The sequence below is a fragment of the Kitasatospora sp. NPDC023120 genome, assembly GCF_055560835.1.
This window is the reverse complement of sequence record NZ_JBVHHY010000003.1, coordinates 320,452-339,201: the sequence shown is the minus strand read 5'-3', so window position 1 is coordinate 339,201 and position 18,750 is coordinate 320,452. Positions and strand designations below refer to the sequence as shown.

Annotated in this window: 15 protein-coding genes; 7 read left to right on the top strand and 8 right to left on the bottom strand. The window is 72.6% G+C overall.

Annotation, left to right across the window (positions count from 1 at the left end; genetic code table 11):
- Positions 1-88 precede the first annotated feature (88 nt).
- Entirely contained in the window at positions 89-868 is a 780-nt protein-coding gene (locus tag ACZ3TI_RS06485; protein WP_465724021.1) for a class E sortase, read from the top strand.
- Between the two features lie 136 nt (positions 869-1,004).
- Here the strand turns inward: ACZ3TI_RS06485 and ACZ3TI_RS06480 are convergent, their stop codons facing one another.
- Positions 1,005-2,156, bottom strand: a complete 1,152-nt coding sequence (locus ACZ3TI_RS06480; protein WP_465724019.1) for a hypothetical protein — start codon at positions 2,154-2,156, stop codon at positions 1,005-1,007.
- Positions 2,157-2,342: 186 nt separating this feature from the next.
- On the bottom strand, positions 2,343-3,704 hold the full coding sequence (glnA, locus tag ACZ3TI_RS06475; RefSeq protein ID WP_465724017.1) for a type I glutamate--ammonia ligase: 1,362 nt from the start codon (positions 3,702-3,704) through the stop codon (positions 2,343-2,345).
- Positions 3,705-3,889: 185 nt separating this feature from the next.
- On the opposite strand from glnA, the gene ACZ3TI_RS06470 reads away from it, so the two are divergent.
- Entirely contained in the window at positions 3,890-5,644 is a 1,755-nt protein-coding gene (locus tag ACZ3TI_RS06470; RefSeq protein WP_465724015.1) for an NAD+ synthase, read from the top strand.
- 3 nt (positions 5,645-5,647) lie between these two features.
- Here the strand turns inward: ACZ3TI_RS06470 and ACZ3TI_RS06465 are convergent, their stop codons facing one another.
- From ACZ3TI_RS06465 to ACZ3TI_RS06455, 3 genes are all read right to left on the bottom strand, one after another.
- Positions 5,648-6,700 carry an endonuclease/exonuclease/phosphatase family protein gene (locus ACZ3TI_RS06465; RefSeq protein ID WP_465724013.1) on the bottom strand — a complete coding sequence of 351 codons (1,053 nt, stop codon included), beginning with the start codon at positions 6,698-6,700 and terminating at the stop codon, positions 5,648-5,650.
- Positions 6,701-6,926: 226 nt separating this feature from the next.
- Positions 6,927-7,562, bottom strand: coding sequence for a TetR/AcrR family transcriptional regulator (locus tag ACZ3TI_RS06460; protein WP_465724011.1), 636 nt, complete (start codon positions 7,560-7,562; stop codon positions 6,927-6,929).
- A 180-nt stretch (positions 7,563-7,742) separates the two neighbouring features.
- Positions 7,743-9,344 (bottom strand): MFS transporter, encoded by a 1,602-nt coding sequence (locus ACZ3TI_RS06455; protein WP_465724009.1) that lies wholly within the window; start codon positions 9,342-9,344, stop codon positions 7,743-7,745.
- A gap of 263 nt (positions 9,345-9,607) precedes the next feature.
- Between ACZ3TI_RS06455 and panB the strand changes: the two genes are divergently transcribed.
- The 3 genes from panB to ACZ3TI_RS06440 all read left to right on the top strand — a co-directional run bounded on the left by panB (position 9,608) and on the right by ACZ3TI_RS06440 (position 12,465).
- A complete protein-coding gene (panB, locus tag ACZ3TI_RS06450) occupies positions 9,608-10,477 on the top strand; it encodes a 3-methyl-2-oxobutanoate hydroxymethyltransferase (RefSeq protein WP_465724007.1) in 870 nt (289 codons plus the stop codon).
- Between the two features lie 156 nt (positions 10,478-10,633).
- Positions 10,634-11,656, top strand: coding sequence for an ATP-binding cassette domain-containing protein (locus tag ACZ3TI_RS06445; protein ID WP_465724005.1), 1,023 nt, complete (start codon positions 10,634-10,636; stop codon positions 11,654-11,656).
- Entirely contained in the window at positions 11,653-12,465 is an 813-nt protein-coding gene (locus ACZ3TI_RS06440) for an ABC transporter permease (protein WP_465724003.1), read from the top strand. The genes ACZ3TI_RS06445 and ACZ3TI_RS06440 overlap by 4 nt, the downstream gene beginning before the upstream one ends.
- Before the next feature lie 167 nt (positions 12,466-12,632).
- Here ACZ3TI_RS06440 and ACZ3TI_RS06435 read toward each other — a convergent pair whose 3' ends face one another.
- Positions 12,633-16,001, bottom strand: coding sequence for an AfsR/SARP family transcriptional regulator (locus ACZ3TI_RS06435; RefSeq protein ID WP_465724001.1), 3,369 nt, complete (start codon positions 15,999-16,001; stop codon positions 12,633-12,635).
- Positions 16,002-16,217: 216 nt separating this feature from the next.
- Here ACZ3TI_RS06435 and ACZ3TI_RS06430 point away from each other — a divergent pair, with 216 nt between their 5' ends.
- Complete coding sequence (locus ACZ3TI_RS06430; protein ID WP_465723999.1) at positions 16,218-17,030, top strand: site-2 protease family protein; 813 nt, start codon at positions 16,218-16,220, stop codon at positions 17,028-17,030.
- A gap of 14 nt (positions 17,031-17,044) precedes the next feature.
- Here ACZ3TI_RS06430 and ACZ3TI_RS06425 read toward each other — a convergent pair whose 3' ends face one another.
- Entirely contained in the window at positions 17,045-17,230 is a 186-nt protein-coding gene (locus tag ACZ3TI_RS06425; RefSeq protein ID WP_465723997.1) for a hypothetical protein, read from the bottom strand.
- 112 nt (positions 17,231-17,342) lie between these two features.
- Positions 17,343-18,035 carry an NADPH-dependent F420 reductase gene (npdG, locus tag ACZ3TI_RS06420; protein WP_465723995.1) on the bottom strand — a complete coding sequence of 231 codons (693 nt, stop codon included), beginning with the start codon at positions 18,033-18,035 and terminating at the stop codon, positions 17,343-17,345.
- Between the two features lie 47 nt (positions 18,036-18,082).
- Between npdG and ACZ3TI_RS06415 the strand changes: the two genes are divergently transcribed.
- The gene (locus ACZ3TI_RS06415; RefSeq protein WP_465723993.1) at positions 18,083-18,688 is read left to right on the top strand and encodes a hypothetical protein; all 606 of its coding nucleotides are present in this window, start codon (positions 18,083-18,085) and stop codon (positions 18,686-18,688) included.
- The last annotated feature ends 62 nt before the right edge of the window (positions 18,689-18,750 follow it).

Below are 18,750 nucleotides of genomic sequence, written 5' to 3'. Positions count from 1 at the left end.
CCGGGCGCGACCACGCACCGGACCCGCCCGGCTCGTGGCGTGGCGTGTCGGCTTGCCCGCCGACTCCCGGACACGGTGGAGTACCCGCATGGCCAGCCAGGACGCCCTCGACGAGGGTTCCCCCACCGCGTCCCCGCGCCGACGCCCCCTCCGGGTCGCGGCCGGTGTGCTCGGCGACCTGCTGTTCACCACCGGCGTGCTGATCGCCCTGCTGGTCGCGTACTCACTCTGGTGGACCGACCTCACGGCCGCCCGCCACGCGAGCGTCGCCACCGAGCAGTTGCGCCGGAGCTGGTCGGCGGCGGCCCCCGCGGCCCCTCCGGCCGACCCGGCGAGCCCCGCGGCCCCTCCCCCCGTCGACGCCGACGGCGGCATCGGCTTCCTGCACGTGCCCGCGATGGGCGCCGACTACCAGGTGATGATCAAGATCGGCACCGACGAGGACACCCTCGCGGAGGGCGTCGCCGGGGTCTACACGGCGCCGTACCCGGCGGCGATGCCCTGGGAGGCGCAGGGCAACTTCGCCCTCGCCGCCCACCGGGACGGCCACGGCGCGATGTTCCACGACCTGGACCTGCTCAAGCCGGGCGATCCCCTGGTCGTGGAGACCCGCGACCGCTGGTACGTCTACCGCGTCGACGCCACCCTGCCCGAGACCTCCAAGGACGACGTCGACGTCATCGCCCCGGTGCCCGCCGGCTCCCCGTACACCGCACCGGGCCGCTACATCACGCTGACGACCTGCACGCCCGTCTACACCTCGCTGTACCGCATGGCCGTGTGGGGCAGCCTGGTCCGGGAACAGCCGGTGGACCCGGGCCGTACGCCGCCCCCCGAACTGCGGAAGCCGGAACCCCCGGCGGGGTGACGCGGGCCGAGCCGATCGACGGACGGCCGCGCACAGCACGCCGCCCCGACCGTTGACCGGTCGGGGCGGCGCCCGCCTGTAGCCACTCAGGACGGCCCGTACGACACTGACCGCCGCAGCGGGGCGAGGGCTCCGCTCACGCGCGCCGGCGGCCGAACCTCATCGCTGCCGCACCCGCCGCGAGGAGCGCGGCCGAGAGCCCGAGCAGGATCGGCGTGCCCTGGGTACCCGTCTCGGCCAGCTCCCCGTGGTGGTGGTGCCCGGCCTGGTGCTCCCCGCCCGACCCGTGCTGCCCGGGCTTCGACTCGCCGTAGCCGCCGTGGTGGGACGCCTTGTGCGGCGGCCGCTCCTCCGCGACGAACTTGACCTTGTTCAGGTTGTGCGCGACGTTGCTCGAGTTGGCGGTGGAGCTGTTGTTCGCGCTGTTGTTGAGGTTGTTCTTCACGATGACGGTCACGTCGACGTGCTGGCTCTGCTGACCGTTCTGCTTCTGCTCGTTGCTCTGCCCCTGCTGCTGTCCGCCGTGGCCCTCGTGGCCCTCGTGGCCACCGTGCTCGCCGTGGCTCTCGTGACTGCCGTGACCCTCGTGGCTCTCGTGGCCCTCGTGCCCGCCATGGCCCTCGTGCCCGCCATGGCCATGGTGGCCGCCGTGGCCATGGTGGCCGCCGTGGGCGCAGGGCTTGTGGCTGCCGGCCCCCGCCCATTCGAGGTGTCCGAGCGCCGACAGCTCACCCGACGGCTGACCGCGCTCGGCGCTGTCCTCGCCCGTCTGAGCCGGCTCGCCCTGCTCGGTGGCGACGTCGGCCAGCTCCGCGGCGATGTCGGTCGTCGGCTCCGCGGCGATGTCGGTCTTCAGCTCCGCGACGATGTCGGTCGTCGGCTCCGCGGCGATGTCGGTCGTCGGCTCCGCGACGATGTCGGTCGCCGGCACCGCAGCGATGTCGGTCGCCGGCACCGCAGCGATGTCGGTCTTAGGCTCCGCGACGATGTCGGTCGCCGGCACCGCAGCGATGACGGTCTTAGGCTCCGCGACGATGTCGGTCGTCGGCACCGCGGCGTCCGACCGTACGACGCTGCGACCGGTGAAGGTCCAGGTGTTGTTGGTGGAGCCGGCGCCTTCCCCAGCCAGGCTCAGCAGGCTGTCGACCCATTCGCCCTGGGCCTCCGCCGACTCGGAGACCTTGCCGTGGTCGACGAAGGTCGAAGCGTAGGCCGTGTGACCGGCGCCCAGCACGAGGGTGGCCGAGGCCAGTCCGGACAGGACCAGGGTGGTGATTCGAGTACGCATGACACTCCAGGATGGATCCGCAAAACGGATCTTCTGAATACGTCCCAGCGCCACCCGGCCACGGTTCGCACCGCTGCAGAGTAATCACATTGGCTCAACGGATTAGCGTGCACGGGGGACGCTATCCGCACGAACGGGGCGGGCCCGCTCCGACCGGAGCGGGCCCGCCTGGTGGTCGACCGACCGTCAGAGCACCTGGAGGTTCTTCCGCAGCTCGAACGGGGTGACCTCGGAGCGGTACTCCTCCCACTCCTGGCGCTTGTTGCGCAGGAAGAAGTCGAACACGTGCTCGCCCAGGGTCTCGGCGACGAGCTCGCTGCGCTGCATCAGGTCGATCGCCTCGCCGAGGTTCTGCGGCATCGGCTGGATGCCGAGGGCGCGGCGCTCGGAGTCGGACAGCGCCCACACGTCGTCGTCGGCGCCCGGCGGGAGCTCGTAGCCCTCCTCGATGCCCTTCAGGCCGGCCGCGAGGGTGACGGCGTAGGCGAGGTAGGGGTTGCAGCCCGTGTCGAGGGAGCGGACCTCGACCCGGGTGGAGCCCTGCTTGCCCGGCTTGTACATCGGCACCCGGATCAGCGCCGAGCGGTTGTTGTGGCCCCAGCAGATGTAGGACGGGGCCTCGCCGCCGGCTCCGGCGGTGCGCTGGGAGCCGCCCCAGATCCGCTTGTAGGAGTTCACCCACTGGTTGGTGACGGCGGCGGTCTCGGCGGCGTGCTTCAGCAGCCCGGCGATGAAGGATCTGCCGACCTTGGAGAGCTGGTACTCGGCACCGGACTCGTGGAAGGCGTTGCGGTCGCCCTCGAACAGCGAGACGTGGGTGTGCATGCCGCTGCCGGGGTGCTCGGAGAAGGGCTTGGGCATGAAGCTCGCGTGCACGCCCTGCTCCAGCGCGACCTCCTTCATGACCAGACGGAAGGTCATGATGTTGTCGGCGGTGGACAGCGCGTCGGCGTAGCGCAGGTCGATCTCCTGCTGGCCGGGGGCGCCCTCGTGGTGCGAGAACTCGACCGAGATGCCCATCGACTCCAGCATGGTGATCGCCTGGCGGCGGAAGTCGTGGCCCACCCCGCGCGGGGTGTGGTCGAAGTAGCCGGACTGGTCGGCGGGGATCGGCGCGGTGCCGTCGCCGGGCAGGTTCTTCAGCAGGAAGAACTCGATCTCCGGGTGGGTGTAGAAGGTGAAGCCCAGGTCCGAGGCCTTCTCCAGGGTGCGCTTGAGCACGAACCGGGGGTCGGCGAAGGACGGCGAGCCGTCCGGCATCAGGATGTCGCAGAACATCCGGGCGGTGCCCGGGGTCTCCGAGCGCCACGGCAGGATCTGGAAGGTGGTCGGGTCCGGCTTGGCGATCATGTCGGACTCGTACACGCGGGCGAAGCCCTCGATCGCGGAGCCGTCGAAACCGATGCCCTCCTCGAAGGCCTGCTCCAGCTCGGCGGGAGCCACCGCGACCGACTTGAGGAATCCGAGCACGTCGGTGAACCACAGCCGGACGAACCGGATGTCACGCTCCTCGAGCGTTCGAAGCACGAACTGCTGCTGCTTGCCCATGGGGACAGTCTCACCTCTGCTCTTTACGCTCGTGTTACGCCCGGGAGGCCTCCGCAAGACCCCGGTGGCGAATGCCCCCATCATGGCCGATCAGCGCGGATCACGGCACTGCCGACCCCCTGGCAAGGGCCCGGACCGACCCCCTCGCGGGACATTGCGTCAGATAGACGATTACACTCGGGGACATGCCCAATCTCCGTCTCGCCCTGAGCCAGATCGACCCCTGGGTCGGTGACCTCGCCCGCAACAGCGATGAGGTGGTGCGCTGGACCAAGCAGGCCGTCGAGGCCGGCGCGCAGCTGGTCGCCTTCCCCGAGATGGCCCTCACCGGGTACCCGGTCGAGGACCTCGCCCTGCGCCGCTCCTTCGTCGAGGCCTCCCGTGGCGCGCTGGTCGAGCTGGCAGCCCGGCTGGCGGCCGAGGGACTGGGCGAGGTGCCGGTGGTGGTCGGCTACCTCGGGCGCTCCGAGCACGCCTCGCCGCGCTTCAACCGCCCGGCCGGCTCGCCGCAGAACTGCGCCGCCGTGCTGCACCGGGGCGGGGTGGTGACCCGCTTCGCCAAGCACCACCTGCCCAACTACGGCGTGTTCGACGAGTACCGCTGGTTCGTCCCGGGCGACCAGCTGCCGGTGGTCCGGGTGCACGGGGTGGACGTCGCGCTGGCGATCTGCGAGGACATCTGGCAGGACGGCGGCCGGGTCACCGCGGCCCGCGAGGCCGAGGCCGGGCTGCTGCTGGTGATCAACGGCTCGCCGTACGAGCGGAACAAGGACGACCAGCGGCTGGAGCTGGTCCGGCGGCGGGCGGCCGAGGCGGGCTGCACCCTGGCGTACGTCAACATGGTCGGCGGTCAGGACGAGCTGGTCTTCGACGGCGACTCGATCGTGGTCGGCGCGGACGGCGAGGTCATCGCCCGCTCCCCGCAGTTCGAGGAGCACCTGCTGGTGCTGGACCTCGACCTGCCGGCCGCCAGCAGCGACCACACCGACGGCCTGCTGCTGAGCGACGGGCTGCACCTGGTCCGCGCCGAGCTGGACGGCGAGCCGCGGCCCGCCCCCGCCGCTCCCCTGACCGCCGGAGTCGCGCCGCGGCTGTCCGACGAGGCCGAGATCTGGGCCGCGCTGGTCTCCGGCACCCGCGCGTACGTCGCCAAGAACGGTTTCAAGTCCGTCCTGATCGGCCTGTCCGGCGGCATCGACTCCGCCCTGGTGGCCTCGATCGCCGTGGACGCGATCGGCGCGGAGAACGTGTACTGCGTCTCGATGCCCAGCCGCTACTCCTCCGAGCACTCCAAGGACGACGCCGCCGAGCTGGCCCGCCGCACGGGACTGCACTTCCGGACCGTCTCCATCGCCCCGATGTTCGACGCCTACCTGGCCGCCACCGAGCTGACCGGACTGGCCGAGGAGAACCTGCAGTCCCGGCTGCGCGGCACCCTGCTGATGGCGATCTCCAACCAGGAGGGGCACATCGTGCTCGCGCCCGGCAACAAGAGCGAGCTGGCGGTCGGCTACTCGACCCTGTACGGCGACTCGGTGGGCGCGTTCGGGCCGATCAAGGACGTCTACAAGTCGCTGATCTTCCGGCTGGCCCGCTGGCGCAACGAGGAGGCCGGGCGGCGCGGCGAGGTGCCGCCGATCCCGGAGAACACCATCACCAAGCCGCCGTCCGCCGAGCTGCGGCCGGACCAGGTGGACAGCGACTCGCTGCCCGACTACGACCTGCTGGACAGCGTGCTGGACCGCTACATCGAGGGCGACGAGGGACGGGACGCGATCGTCGCGGCCGGCTTCGACCCGGCCGTGGTGGACCGGGTGGTGCGGCTGGTCGACACCGCCGAGTACAAGCGCCGCCAGTACCCGCCGGGCCCGAAGGTCTCGGTGAAGAACTTCGGCCGGGACCGCCGCCTGCCGATCACCAACCGCTGGCGCCGGGGCTGATCCTCAGGAGGAGAAGCGGTAGGTTGCGGCCACCGGGAGGTGGTCGCTGCCGTCCGCGGGCAGGGTGCGGGAGTCGACCGGTTCGAGCCCGCCCTTGCTCATGATCTGGTCGATCCGCGCCATCGGGAAGGACGCCGGCCAGCTGAAGCCGAAGCCGTTCCCGGCGGCGCCCTGGGCCGAGCGCATCTGCGAGGTGACCGGCGCCAGGCTGCGGTCGTTCATGGTGCCGTTGAGGTCGCCGAGCAGCAGCACCTTCTTGACCGGCTCGGCCTCGATCGCGTCGCCGAGCGCCTGCGCGCTGGCGTCCCGCTGGTTGACGGTGAAGCCGCCCTCGGCCTTCAGTCGCACCGAGGGCAGGTGCGCGACGTACACCGCGACCGGGCCCTGCGGGGTGGCGACCTGGGCCCGGAACGCCCTGGTCCAGCCCATCTTGAGGTCCACCGGCGCGACCCCGCTGATCGGGTACTTCGACCAGAGCCCGACCGTGCCCTGAACCGTGTGGTACGGGTAGGCCTCGGCGAGCCCGGTCTCGTACGAGCGCAGCGGCTTGCCGGCCAGCTCCTGCAGGGCGACGACCTGGGCGCCGGAGGCGATCAGCCCCCGGATGGTGCCCGGCACGTCGGTGTTGGCGGCGGCGACGTTGTGGCTGACCACCGTCCAGTCGCCCTTGCCGCCGCTCTTGTCGGTCAGCAGCCCGCCGAACAGGTTGGCCCAGAGCACGACGGGCAGCAGCAGGGCGATCAGCGCGGTGGCGGAGCGGCGCAGCAGCGCGGGCACCAGCAGCACCGGGACGGCCAGGCCCAGCCAGGGCAGGAAGGTCTCCAGCAGGCTGCCGAGGTTGCCCACGCTGTTGGGCACCTCGGCGTGGAAGGCGAGCAGCGCGGCGGTGAAGACGGCGAGGGCGGCGATCACCAGGCCGCGCCGCCAGGTGGTGGCGCCGCGGGCGTCCGGGCCCCAGTCCCGCAGGCCGAGGAAGCCGCCGGACCGCGCCGCGGGGGCCGAGTCCTCGGCACCTCCGGGGGCCGCGATCCGTTCGGTCCTGTCCGCCTGCGCCATTCCGTGGCTCCCGTTCGCTCGTGCAGCCCGCCGCTCCGGCGTCCGGTCCGTGGGGACGGACGCGGGACCGGACCGGTGCCGGTTCGATCGGATACCCGGCTCAGCCTATGCCGGGACAGACGTCACGTTTCCCGGAGCGGGTTCCGGCGCGGTCCGGTTTGGTGAGCCAGGCCACGTCCGGCGGGGCCGGGGACCGTCCGGCGGGGCCGGGGACCGTCCGGCGGGGTCAGGCCTGTCGTGGTGCGAGTCCTTCGAGCACGGAGTCGACCATCGCGCGGGCCAGGTCCGGGTCCTCCAGGTCGGAGTCGTCCCACAGGATGCTGCGGCAGAGGATCGGGCCCATCAGCAGGTCGCCAAGCAGGTCCGGGTCGAGGTCGGCGCGCACCACCCCCTCGTCCACGGCACGGCGGATCAGGGCCAGTCCGGCCTCGCGGCGCGGCTTGATCACCCGTTCGCGGTAGGCGTTGTGCAGTTCGGGCAGGCCGTGCATCTGGCCGAAGGCGGCCTTGAGCACCCAGCGGGAGCGCTTGGCGAGACCGCGCCGGCGCATGTTGTCGACCATCTCGATCAGGTCGGCCCGCGCGCCCTCGCCGCTCGGCTCCGGCATCGGGATCTCCAGTCGGCTGACCACGTCGACCAGCAGCGCCTCCTTGTTGGGCCAGCGCCGGTAGATGGTGGCCTTGCCGACACCGGCGGCGGTGGCGATGCCCTCGATGGTGAGCTCGGACATCGTGGTGCCACCCGCCATCAGGTCTTCGACCGCGGTGAAGATGGCCTGCTCGGCGGCCTCGCTGCGCGGTCGGCCGCGGCGTGCGGCGGCGCAGGCCTGCTCGGTGTCGGCGGTCGGCGTGTCCGTCTTCATCCCCGCTGTTCTCCTCGCTGTCCTCGGGCGCGCGGGCGCCGTCCGTGTCGTGGGCGGTCCGTACGGCGGGCGGGCCCGCCGGACCGAGGCCCTGCCGCTCCGGGCGCACCCGGGGCGGCAGGGCCATTGTCGCTCAGCCGTGATCCGTCATCCGGCCGGTCCGGCCGGCCCGGCGGCGGGTCAGGCGGCCGCGGTCTCCCGGGTCTCGTCCGGCTGCGCGGGGGCCGGGCCGGCCGGGCCGGCGGGGGCGGCCGAGCGGCGCGGCAGCAGGAACCAGGCGACCAGCGCGCCGAGCACCGAGATGCCCACCGAGAGCGAGGCGACCACGTGCATGGCGTGGATGAAGGAGTCGTTCGCCGGGCCGATCAGCGCCTTGCCGCCGGGGATCCGGTCGGCGATGGCGAGGGTGGCCTCCAGCGACTCGCCCGCCTTGTCGCGCAGGTTCTCGGGCAGCCGCTCCAGCGTGTCGGACATCCCGTCGCGGTAGACGGTGGAGAGCACCGCGCCGAGCACGGCGACCCCGAGCGAGCCGCCGACCTGGCGGAAGGTGTTGTTGACGGCCGAGCCGGCGCCCGCCTTCTCGCGGGGCAGCGAGCCCATGATCGCGACGGTGACCGGCGGCATGACGTGCGCCATGCCGGCGCCCATCACCAGGCCGAACACGATCAGCACCCAGATCGGGGTGGTGGCGGTCAGCACGGTGTAGCCGACGAAGCCGATCGCGACCAGCAGCATGCCGCCGGAGGCGGTGGCGGCGACGCCGAAGCGGTCGACCACCAGCCGGGCCCGCGGCGCGAACAGCAGCTGGGCGACGGCCAGCGGCAGCATCAGCAGACCGGCCTGCAGCGCGCTGTAGCCGCGCACGCTCTGGATGTAGAAGACGCCGAAGAACGAGACGCCCATCAGCGCGAAGAAGACCACGCCGACGACCACCACGGAGGCGCTGAACACCTTGTTGCGGAACCAGGTGACGTCCAGCGCGGGGAAGGCGGTGCGGCGCTCGAACCAGACGAAGGCGACCAGTGCGACCACGCCGACCAGGGTCGGCGCCCAGGCCTCGACGGCGGTGAAGTCCGCCAGCTCGCCGCCCTTGATGATGCCGTAGATCAGCGCGACCAGGCCGATGATCGACAGCAGCACGCCGACCGGGTCGAGCTTGCCCGGGTTGGGGTCCTTGGACTCGGGCACCAGGACCGCCATCGCGATCACCGCGACGACCACGATCGGGACGTTGATCAGGAAGACCGAGCCCCACCAGAAGTGCTCGATCAGCAGACCGCCGGTGATCGGGCCGATCGCGATGGCCAGGCCGACCGCGCCCGCCCAGATGCCGATCGCCTTGGGCTGCTCCTCGCGCTCGAAGACGTTCATGATGATCGCCAGCGTGGCGGGCATCGCGAGCGCGGCGCCGACGCCCATCAGGGCGCGGAAGCCGACGAGTTCACCGGGCGAGGCGGCCATCGCGGACAGCAGCGAGGCTATGCCGAAGACCACCATGCCGGCGATCAGCGCGAGCTTGCGGCCGAAGCGGTCGCCGAGCAGGCCCGAGGTGAAGAGCAGTCCGGCGAACACCAGGGTGTAGGAGTTGATCGACCACTCCAGGTCGCTCTGGGTGGCGCCGAGGCCGACCGGAGCGGGGGTCGCGATGGTCTTCATCGCGACGTTGAGGATCGAGTTGTCGAGCACGACGACGAGCAGGGCGAGCACCAGGGTGCAGAGGATCGCCCAGCGCCGACGGTGGATGGCTTCCGGCACACGGGGTGGCGCGGCTGCGGTGGTCATTGGTCTTCCCGTCCGTGTTGGCGTGGCACTGGCGGGCAATTCCGAGTCGGATGCGTCTCGTAACCCCCGCACCAGAGTAGCCGCGAATACGATACGAGACGACCTCGTTTCGTAAAAATGCGGCAAAGGAAGCCCGGTGTGTCACGGATCGCACCGGGACGAACGCACCCCTCTTTGCGCGCGCGCCGGGGCGTGCAAGCATGGAGGGGATCCGGGGACGCCGCACGGCGCCACGAGACGACAACCCTTCAGGAGTCCGTTCGATGAACGCTTCTTCGCCTTCGCCTGCCCAGAACCAGGCGTCGACCACCACCCTCTACGGCGGGGTCACCAACCGCCGCATCACCGTCCGCGACCTCGCCTCCGCCAAGCAGCGCGGCGAGAAGTGGTCGATGCTCACCGCCTACGACGCCCTGACCGCGGGCGTGTTCGACGAGGCCGGCATCCCGGTGCTGCTGGTCGGCGACTCGGCGGGCAACTGCCACCTCGGCTACGAGACCACCGTGCCGGTGACCATGGATCAGATGGTGATGCTCTCCGCCGCCGTCGTCCGCGGCACCAAGCGCGCGATGATCGTCGCCGACCTGCCGTTCGGCTCCTACCAGGAGTCCCCCGCGCAGGCCATGCACAACGCGGCCCGGCTGATGAAGGAGGCCGGGGTCGGCGCGGTCAAGCTGGAGGGCGGGGAGCGCAGCGCCCGCTCGATCGAGCTGCTGGTCGAGGCCGGCGTCCCGGTGATGGCGCACATCGGCCTCACCCCGCAGTCCGTGCACGCCTTCGGCGGCTACCCCGTCCAGGGCCGCGGCGACGAGGCGGCGCACCAGCTGCTGCGCGACGCCAAGGCGGTCCAGCAGGCGGGCGCGTTCTCGGTGGTGCTGGAGGCGGTGCCGGCCGAGCTGGCCGCCCAGGTCACCGAGCAGCTGGCGATCCCGACCGTCGGCATCGGCGGCGGCCCCGACACCGACGCCCAGGTGCTGGTCTGGACCGACATGGCCGGCATGACGGCGGGCCGGGTGCCGAAGTTCGTCAAGCAGTACGCCAACCTGCGGGCCGTCCTCGGCGACGCCGCCCGCGCCTTCGCGGAGGACGTCCGCGGCGGCGCCTTCCCGGCGGAGGAGCACAGCTTCCACTGACGGGCAGTGCCCGCACAGCCCCCGCTCTGCTTGCCGCTTGCCGGCGCGGGGGCTGTGTCATGCCCGCCGAAGCGCTGACAGCGGCGTGACAGCGTGCTGGCAGCGGGCCCGCGGCGCTGACAGGGGGCTGACAGCCGGGGCGGACAACCTGGTGGCATGACACGAATCGCCACCGCCCCGAACGACCGGGGAGCCGCCGTCGGCAACGCCGTCGAGGTCCGCGGCATCGTCAAGCACTACGGCGCCACCAAGGCCCTCGACGGGGTCGACCTCACCGTGAAGGAGGGCACCGTCCTCGGTGTGCTCGGCCCCAACGGCGCGGGCAAGACCACCCTGGTGCGGATCCTCTCCACCCTGATCAAGCCGGACGCCGGCACCGCGGTCGTCGGCGGCTACGACGTCCTGCGCCAGCCCAAGCAGCTGCGCCGCACGATCGGCCTCACCGGGCAGTACGCCTCCGTCGACGAGCTCCTCTCCGGGTACGAGAACCTCTACCTGATAGGCCGACTGCTCGACCTCTCCGGCCGCGAGGCCAAAGCCCGCGCCAACGAGCTGCTGGAGCGCTTCTCGCTCACCGAGGCCGCCAAGCGGCCCGCCAAGACCTACTCCGGCGGCATGCGCCGCCGCCTCGACCTGGCCGCCAGCATGATCGGCCGCCCCCGGGTGCTCTACCTGGACGAGCCCACCACCGGTCTGGACCCGCGCACCCGCAACGAGGTCTGGGACGAGGTGCAGCGGATGGTCGCCGAGGGCACCACCGTGCTGCTGACCACCCAGTACATGGAGGAGGCGGAGCAGCTCGCCGGCGAGCTGACCGTCATCGACCGCGGCAAGGTGATCGCCAACGGCCCGGTCGCCGAACTCAAGGCCAAGGTCGGCGGCCAGACCCTGCAGGTCCGCCCGGTCCACCCGGCCGAGCTGCCCGAGATGGCCCGCTGCCTGCGCGACGGCGGCATCAGCACCGCCACCTACTCCGCCGACACCGGCCTGCTCGCGGTGCCGATCACCGGCGACGAGCAGCTGACCGCGGTGATCGGGGTGCTCGGCGGCCGCGGCTTCGCGATCGCCGGCATCGACACCAAGGTGCCCAGCCTCGACGAGGTCTTCCTCGCCATCACCGGCAAGCCCGCCGCCGACGCGGAGCCCGTCCCCAGTCTCGCCAAGGAGCCCGTCGCATGACCACCGCCACGCTCGCCCCCGCCCGGGTCGAGGACTCCCGGATCGGCCTGTCCGGGACCCTGCGCCACGTCGGCGCGCTGACCCGGCGCAACCTGATGCGGATCAAGGCCGACCCGGAGTCGATGTTCGACGCCGTGCTGATGCCGGTGATCTTCACCGTGCTGTTCGTCTACGTCTTCGGCGGGGCGATGGCCGGCAGCCAGGACGACTACAAGCAGTACCTCGTCCCCGGTCTGCTCGGGCAGACCGGCCTCACCCTGGCGATGGCCGTCGGCACCGGCCTCAACACCGACTTCCAGACCGGTGTGATGGACCGCTTCCGGACCCTGCCGATCGGCCGGGCCTCCGTCCTGCTCTCCAAGATCGTCGCCGAGACCATCCGCGGGCTGATCTCCTTCACGATCCTCATCGGCTTCGCGATGTGCATCGGCTTCGAGGTGCGGACCGGCCTGCCGGAGGTGCTGGCCACGGTCGGCCTGGGGCTGCTGTTCGGCATGTCGATCGTCTGGATCTCGATGCTGCTGGGCATGGCGCTGCGCAGCGCCCAGGCCGTCCAGGGCGTGGCCATGCTGGTCCTGATGCCGATGCAGTTCGGCAGCTCGATCTTCGCCAGGACGGACACCATGCCGGGCTGGCTGCAGTCCTTCACCAAGGTCAACCCGCTGTCCGCGCTGGCCGACGCCTCCCGGGCGCTGCTCAACGGCCAGGGCCCGGTGGCCCACCCGGTGATGATCGTGCTGGTCTGGTCCGCCGGCATCACCGCGGTCTTCGCCCCGCTCGCGGTCGCCCGGTTCCGCAAGCGGACCTGACGCCCGGCAAGAGGACGACCGCCGGCCCGCTTCGAGGGGAGGGCCGGCGGGCGCGGCGACCGGACGCCCGGGACAGGCGCCGGCCGCCGTACGGGCCCGGTGGGTCGGTGACCAGGGGACGGCACCGGCCCGCCGGGCTCGCGGGCTTGCCGTGCGGGTCGTCGCCGTTACTGCTCGCCGATCAGCTCCTCCAGCAGGGCGTGGGTCTGCTGCTGGGTCATCCCGACGCCGCGGGCGCGGAACTCCTCGAACGCGGCGTCGCCAAGCAGCTCGCGCAGGGCGGCGGCGGAGCGCTCGCGCTCGATCCGGTCCAGGTAGCCGCCCTTGGGGCCGTTCAGGCCGCCGTGCGCGCCGATCAGCACGGCCGCGGTCTCGGCCCGGCGCAGGTCCCCGTCGCGCTGGGCGAAGGTGCACCACACCGCCGTCACCGCGGGCACCACCATGACCGTCATGTGCTCGGTGAAGCCGCTCGCGGCCGTGACGGCCTTCAGCAGCCGCCGGCCCTCGCGCAGCATGGCGAGGCCCCGGTCCGGGTCGCCGGCCCGGGCGATGATCCAGCCCCGGGAGCTCACCAGCAGCCCGTCCACGATGCCCGGCGCGAAGCCGCCCACCCGGACCGCGTCGAGCGCGTCCAGCTCGGCCAGGGCCGCCTCGTACTCGCCACGCTGGGCGTGGATGCCGCAGAGCGTCAGGTGGCCGAACATCAGGGCGCCGGTGGTGGACTGGTTGGCGCCCGGGGAGTCGATCGAGGCCAGCGCCTCCCGGATGATCCGCTCGCCGCGCTCCATGTCGTGCTCCAGCAGGGCGGTGCCCAGGTGCACCCGCAGGATCGGGATCTCCTGCGGTGCGCCCAGCTCCTCGGCCAGCTCGATCGCCCGCGCGTACGCGGCGGCGGCCGCCTCCGAATCGCCTCGGTTGGCCAGGCTCTCGCCGTGCGCGGACAGCGCCTGGGAGATCCCCCAGAGGTCTCCCGCGCGTTCGTACAGCTCCAGCGAGCGCTGGCCGTCCACCATGCTCTGCGCCTCGCCGTCCGGCCAGTCGTTCATCATCCGGGCCCGGATCTGCAGGATGAAGGCCAGGTCGCCGAGGTCGCCGTGCTGCTCGCAGCCGCGGACGGCGTCGTCCAGCAGGTCCCTCAACAGCTCCAGCCGGCCGGACAGGAAGGCACCGAACACCCGCATCAACGCCGGGAACCGGTAGGACTGCGGCAGCTCCGGGCCGTAGACCTCCAGCAGCCGCCCGGAGAGGGCGATCGCCTCCTCGTCGCCGAGCACGTCCAGGTTGCCCTCGAACAGCCCGATCAGCCGGTACATCGCGAGCAGCCGGCGGGCCTCCTCCGCCACGCCCTCGGGCATCGGCACGCCGTACGCGAGCACGCCGTCCGGCAGCGGCACCGGCGGCGGGGCGTCCGGGCCGAACGGGTCCGGGCCCAGGGCGGCGACCGCGGTGTACCAGCCGCGGGCCTCCATGCTGTAGCCGCGCAGCGACCAGTACCAGCTCATGCCGAGGGCGATGACCAGCGCCTGCTCCTCGTCCCCCAGGTCGATCGCCCGGCGCAGCACGGCCCGGATGTTGTCCTGCTCGCGCTCCAGCACCGTCAGCCAGTGCAGCTGCTGGGGACCGTGGACGTTCTGGTCGGCCTCGGCGACCAGTGCGCGGAAGTGCGCCAGGTGGCGGGCCTCGGTGGCGGTGCGCTCGGCGGCGGACTCGGCGAGGCGCTCGGTCGCGTACTCGTGGATGGTCTCCAGCATCCGGTAGCGCGGCAGGCTGGCCCCGTCCAGGTCGGCGACCAGCAGCGACTTGTCGACCAGCGACAGCAGGAGGTCGGCGACCTCGCCGGGGGCCACGTCGGTGCCGTCCGCGCAGACCGCCTCGGCGTCCTCCAGCTGCCAGCCGCCGGAGAACACCGAGAGCCGGCGCAGCACCGCGCGCTCCCGCTTGCCCAGCAGGTCCCAGCTCCAGTCGACCACCGCGCGCAGGGTCTGCTGGCGCGGCAGCAGGGTGCGGCTGCCCGCGGTGAGCAGCGCGAACCGGCCGTCCAGCCGGTCGGCTATCTGGCGGGCCGTCATCACCCGCAGCCGGGCGGCGGCCAGTTCGATGGCGAGCGGCAGCCCGTCCAGCCGGCGGCAGATCTCCGCGCAGGCCTCCGGGTCGCTCTGCGGGTCGAAGCCGGGACGGGCGGCGGCGGCGCGCTCGGCGAACAGCCGCAGCGCGACCGGGTCGGGCAGCGGCTCGACCGGCAGCACCGTCTCGCCGGGCACGCCGAGCGGTTCACGGCTGGTGGCGAGCACGGTCAGCCCGGGGCACTCGGCGAGCAGCACGTCGGCGAGGTCGGCGGCCGCCTGGATCAGGTGCTCGCAGTTGTCCAGGACGAGCAGCATCCGGCGGTGGCCGCAGTGCTCGACCAACCGGCGCAGCGGGTCCTCGGCGCGCTTCTCGATCACCTCGGCGACCATGTTGCCGTGCAGCACGATCTCGCGCAGTCCGAGCGCGGAGACCACGGCGGCGGGCACCGCCTCCGGGCTCTCCAGCGGGGCGAGTTCGGCCACCCAGACGCCGTCCGGCCAGGTCCCGGCGGACTGCTCGGCGCGGCCCGCCTCGACCGACAGGCTGGTCTTGCCGGAGCCGCCAGGCCCGGTCAGGGTCACCAGCCGACGCCCCGTCAGGACGCCGCGCAGGGAGGCGAGATCGGACTCACGACCGACGAAGCTGGTCAGCCGACCGCGCAGATTGCCACCGGGGCGCGGGAGTTGGGGTGCGGGAGCGGGAGGTGGAGCGGGAGCGGTGCGGGCCGGTTCCGGCTGCGACTGCTCCACGACTTCTGCCGGCGCCAGCAACGCGGCATGGAGGGACTGGAGTTGACGGCCGGGGTCGACACCGAGCTCATCGGCCAGGGCACGCCTGGTCCGCTCGTAGTGGCGCAGCGCCTCGGCCGTCCGTCCGCTCTCGTGCAGCGCCCGCAGCATCAGCAGCTGCAGCGGTTCGTCCAGCGGCTGCCGCTCGCACAGCTCGGCGAGCTCGGCGACCAGGTCGGCGGCCCGGCCGAGCCCGAGGTCGGCGGTGATCCGGTGCCGGCGGGCCTCCTCGCGCTGGGCCTCCAGCCGGGCGGCCGGGCCGCTGCGGTCCGGCAGGTCGGCGAGGGCGGGGCCGCGCCACAGCGCCAGGGCGGCACGCAGCCGCTCGGCGGCGACCGCGTGGTCCCCGGCGTCCAGGGCGCGGCGGCCCTCGGCGCTCAGCCGCTGGAAGTCGGCGAGGTCGGTGCCCGGCCCGGTCAGCCAGTACCCGGCCGGGCCCGAGCCGATCTCGTCCCGGCCGACGGTCCGGCGCAGCCGGCCCACCAGGGTCTGCAGCGCGGCGGAGGAGTCCTGCGGCGGATCGGCGTCCCACACCTCGTCCACCAGCAGGTCGGCGGGCACCGGGCGGCCCTGCCGCAGGGCCAGTGCGGTGAGCAGCGCCCGCAGCCGGGCGCCGCCGAGCGGCACCGGGGTTCCGTCGTCGTGGTGGGCCGTGGTCGTCCCGAGGATGCCGTAGTGCACCGGACCATTCTGGTCGATCGACGGAAGTGCGGCCGCACAATTGTGCTGGCGCCCCTGGCACCCTCCTACCCCCTGGGTGCCCCTCGGCCCCGTGGCGGAACGCGGCCGGGCGTCCGGACGTTCACCCTGGGCGGCTTGTCCGGTCACCGGCCCGCCCGGCATGATCGACCCCTGCCCGCATCCCGCCCCCCCTTCTGCCCACGGAGCATCCCGACCATGACCTTCGCCGCCCCGCGCTCCCGCAGCGAGGACCGCCGGATCAGCCCGGTGTTCTGGGTGCTCCTCGCCATACTCGGCACCTCCGGCTGGGCGGTGTACTCGGGCTACGGCAACGCCTCGTTCGGGGTGTTCCTGTTCGTGGTCGCGGGCTGGATGGTCTCGCTCTGCCTGCACGAGTACGCCCACGCCCGCACCGCGCTGCACGGCGGCGACATCACCGTCGGCGCCAAGGGCTACCTCACGCTCAACCCGCTGAAGTACGCCAATGTGCTGTTCAGCTTCGTGCTGCCGATCGTCTTCGTGATCCTCGGCAACATCGGCCTGCCCGGCGGCTCGGTGTGGATCGAGCGGCACCGGATCCAGGGGCGGCTCAAGCACAGCCTGATCTCCGCGGCCGGACCGCTGGTCAACCTGCTGTTGGCGGCGGCGCTGCTGGTCCCGATCGGCGCGGGGTGGCTGGACGACCCGACGGTGCACACGTTCTGGCACGGCTTCGAGGTGCCCGTCTCGCCGCTCTCCTGCGCGCTGGGGTTCCTCGGCTTCCTCCAGCTCAGCGCGGCGGTGCTGAACCTGCTACCGGTGCCCGGTCTGGACGGCTACGGCATCGTCGAGCCCTGGCTGTCCTACAAGACCCGGCGCGCGGTCGAGCCCTTCGCGCCGTACGGAATGCTCGCGGTGTTCGCGCTGCTCTGGCAGCCCCAGGTGAACTCGTTCTTCTTCGGGATCGTCCACGGCCTGATGAACCTCTTCGGCGTTGACCAGGACTACGCGACGCTCGGCCGGTACCTGTTCAGCTTCTGGAAGAACTAGCCCAGCCGGGCCCGCTAGCCCTGATCGGCCGCCGCCTCGGCGATCTTCGCCCGACGGCGGTTCATCCACAGCACGTTGCTGGCCACACCGGCCAGCGGCAGCCAGATCAGGCCGATCCAGAGGCCCTGGGTCACGGAGAAGACGGCGGCCGCCAGCGCGAGGACGACGACGATCAGGGCGAACAGGGACGTGCGGGGCATGGCGGGAGGCTCCTAGAACGGGTGCGGTCGGCCGGGTTGCGGCCGGGACCCATTGTCGCCGACCTCACCTCCGGAGCCCGTCCAGGGGTGAGGTCGACACGAGGACCGAGGGTCACACGTCGGTGATCCGCAGGCCCGCGTGGGCCTTGTAGCGGCGGTTGACCGAGATCAGGTTGGCCACCAGCGACTCGACCTGGTGGGCGTTGCGCAGCCGGCCCGCGAAGATGCCGCGCATGCCGGGGATCCGGGCGGCGAGGGCGCGCACGACATCGGTGGCGGGCCGGTCGTCGCCGAGCACCATGACGTCGGTGTCGATCGCCTCCACCGACTCGTCCTGCAGCAGTACCGCCGAAAGGTGGTGGAACGCGGCGGTGACCCGGGAGTCCGGCAGCAGCGCGGCGGCCTGCTGGGCGGCGCTGCCCTCCTCCGGCTTCAGGGCGTACGCGCCCTGCTTGTCGAAGCCGAGCGGGTTGACGCAGTCGACGACGATCTTGCCGGCGAGTTCCTCGCGCAGGGCGGTCAGGGTCGCGGCGTGGCCGTCCCACGGGACCGCGATGATCACCACGTCGCTCTCCCGGGCGACGGTGGCGTTGTCGGCGCCGCGCACGCCGAGGCCCAGCTCGGCGGCCAAGGCCTCGGCCCGGGCGGCGTCACGGGAGCCGATGATCACCTGCTGGCCGGCCTTGGCCAGCCGCAGGGCGAGGCCCCGCCCCTGGTCGCCGGTGCCGCCGAGGACACCGACCACCAGCTGCGAGACGTCCGGCAGGTCATGGGCCGGGTTTGTCGCTGAATCGAGGGAAGTCATGGGCCGATCCTGCCAAATCCCCGGCTCGGCGCGACATCCTGGCCCGCATGGACGCGGTGAGAGTTTCGGCACTCCGGGAACGCCTGGCGGGCACGGGCTGGTTGGAGGCGGTCGGCGGCTTCGCCGGGTCGCTGCGGCGCTCGGTGGAGCGGCGCGGCGCGGGCGGGCTGCTGCTGGTCGGCACCGAGGCGTACGAGCCCTGGCACCTGGCCGCCCACCTCGAGGACGAGGCCGCCTGGTCGGCCGTCCCCCGGCTGGTGCCCACCCTGCTGCGCCACCGCCCGCCCGCCGAGGCCCCCGCCCACCTGGCGCACGGGCTGCGCCGGCTGACCGAGGTCGGGCGCGGCAGCACCGTCCTGGTGGTGGCCCCGGAGGCGGCCGGCGCCCCGCTCCTGGAACGCGTGCACGACGCCCGGCGCCACGGCGCGACCGTGCTCGCACTGGACGGCGCCGACGCCGCCGCCCCGGGCGACCTCGCCGGCCTCGCCCATGAACGCCTCGCCGTCGGCACCGCCGCCGAGGAACCCTTCGACCTCGCCCAACACCTGGTCAGCACCGCCGCCGGACAGCCCCCCGCCCGCCGCTCCGCCCTCGACCGCCTCGCCGACCTCGCCACCCGCCTCGCCGCGGCCCCCACGATCGCCCGCTGGTAGGCCCGGTCGCACGCGGGCCGTTCGAAAACCCTTTGCGGAAGGGGCGGTCGCCGTCCCAGGAT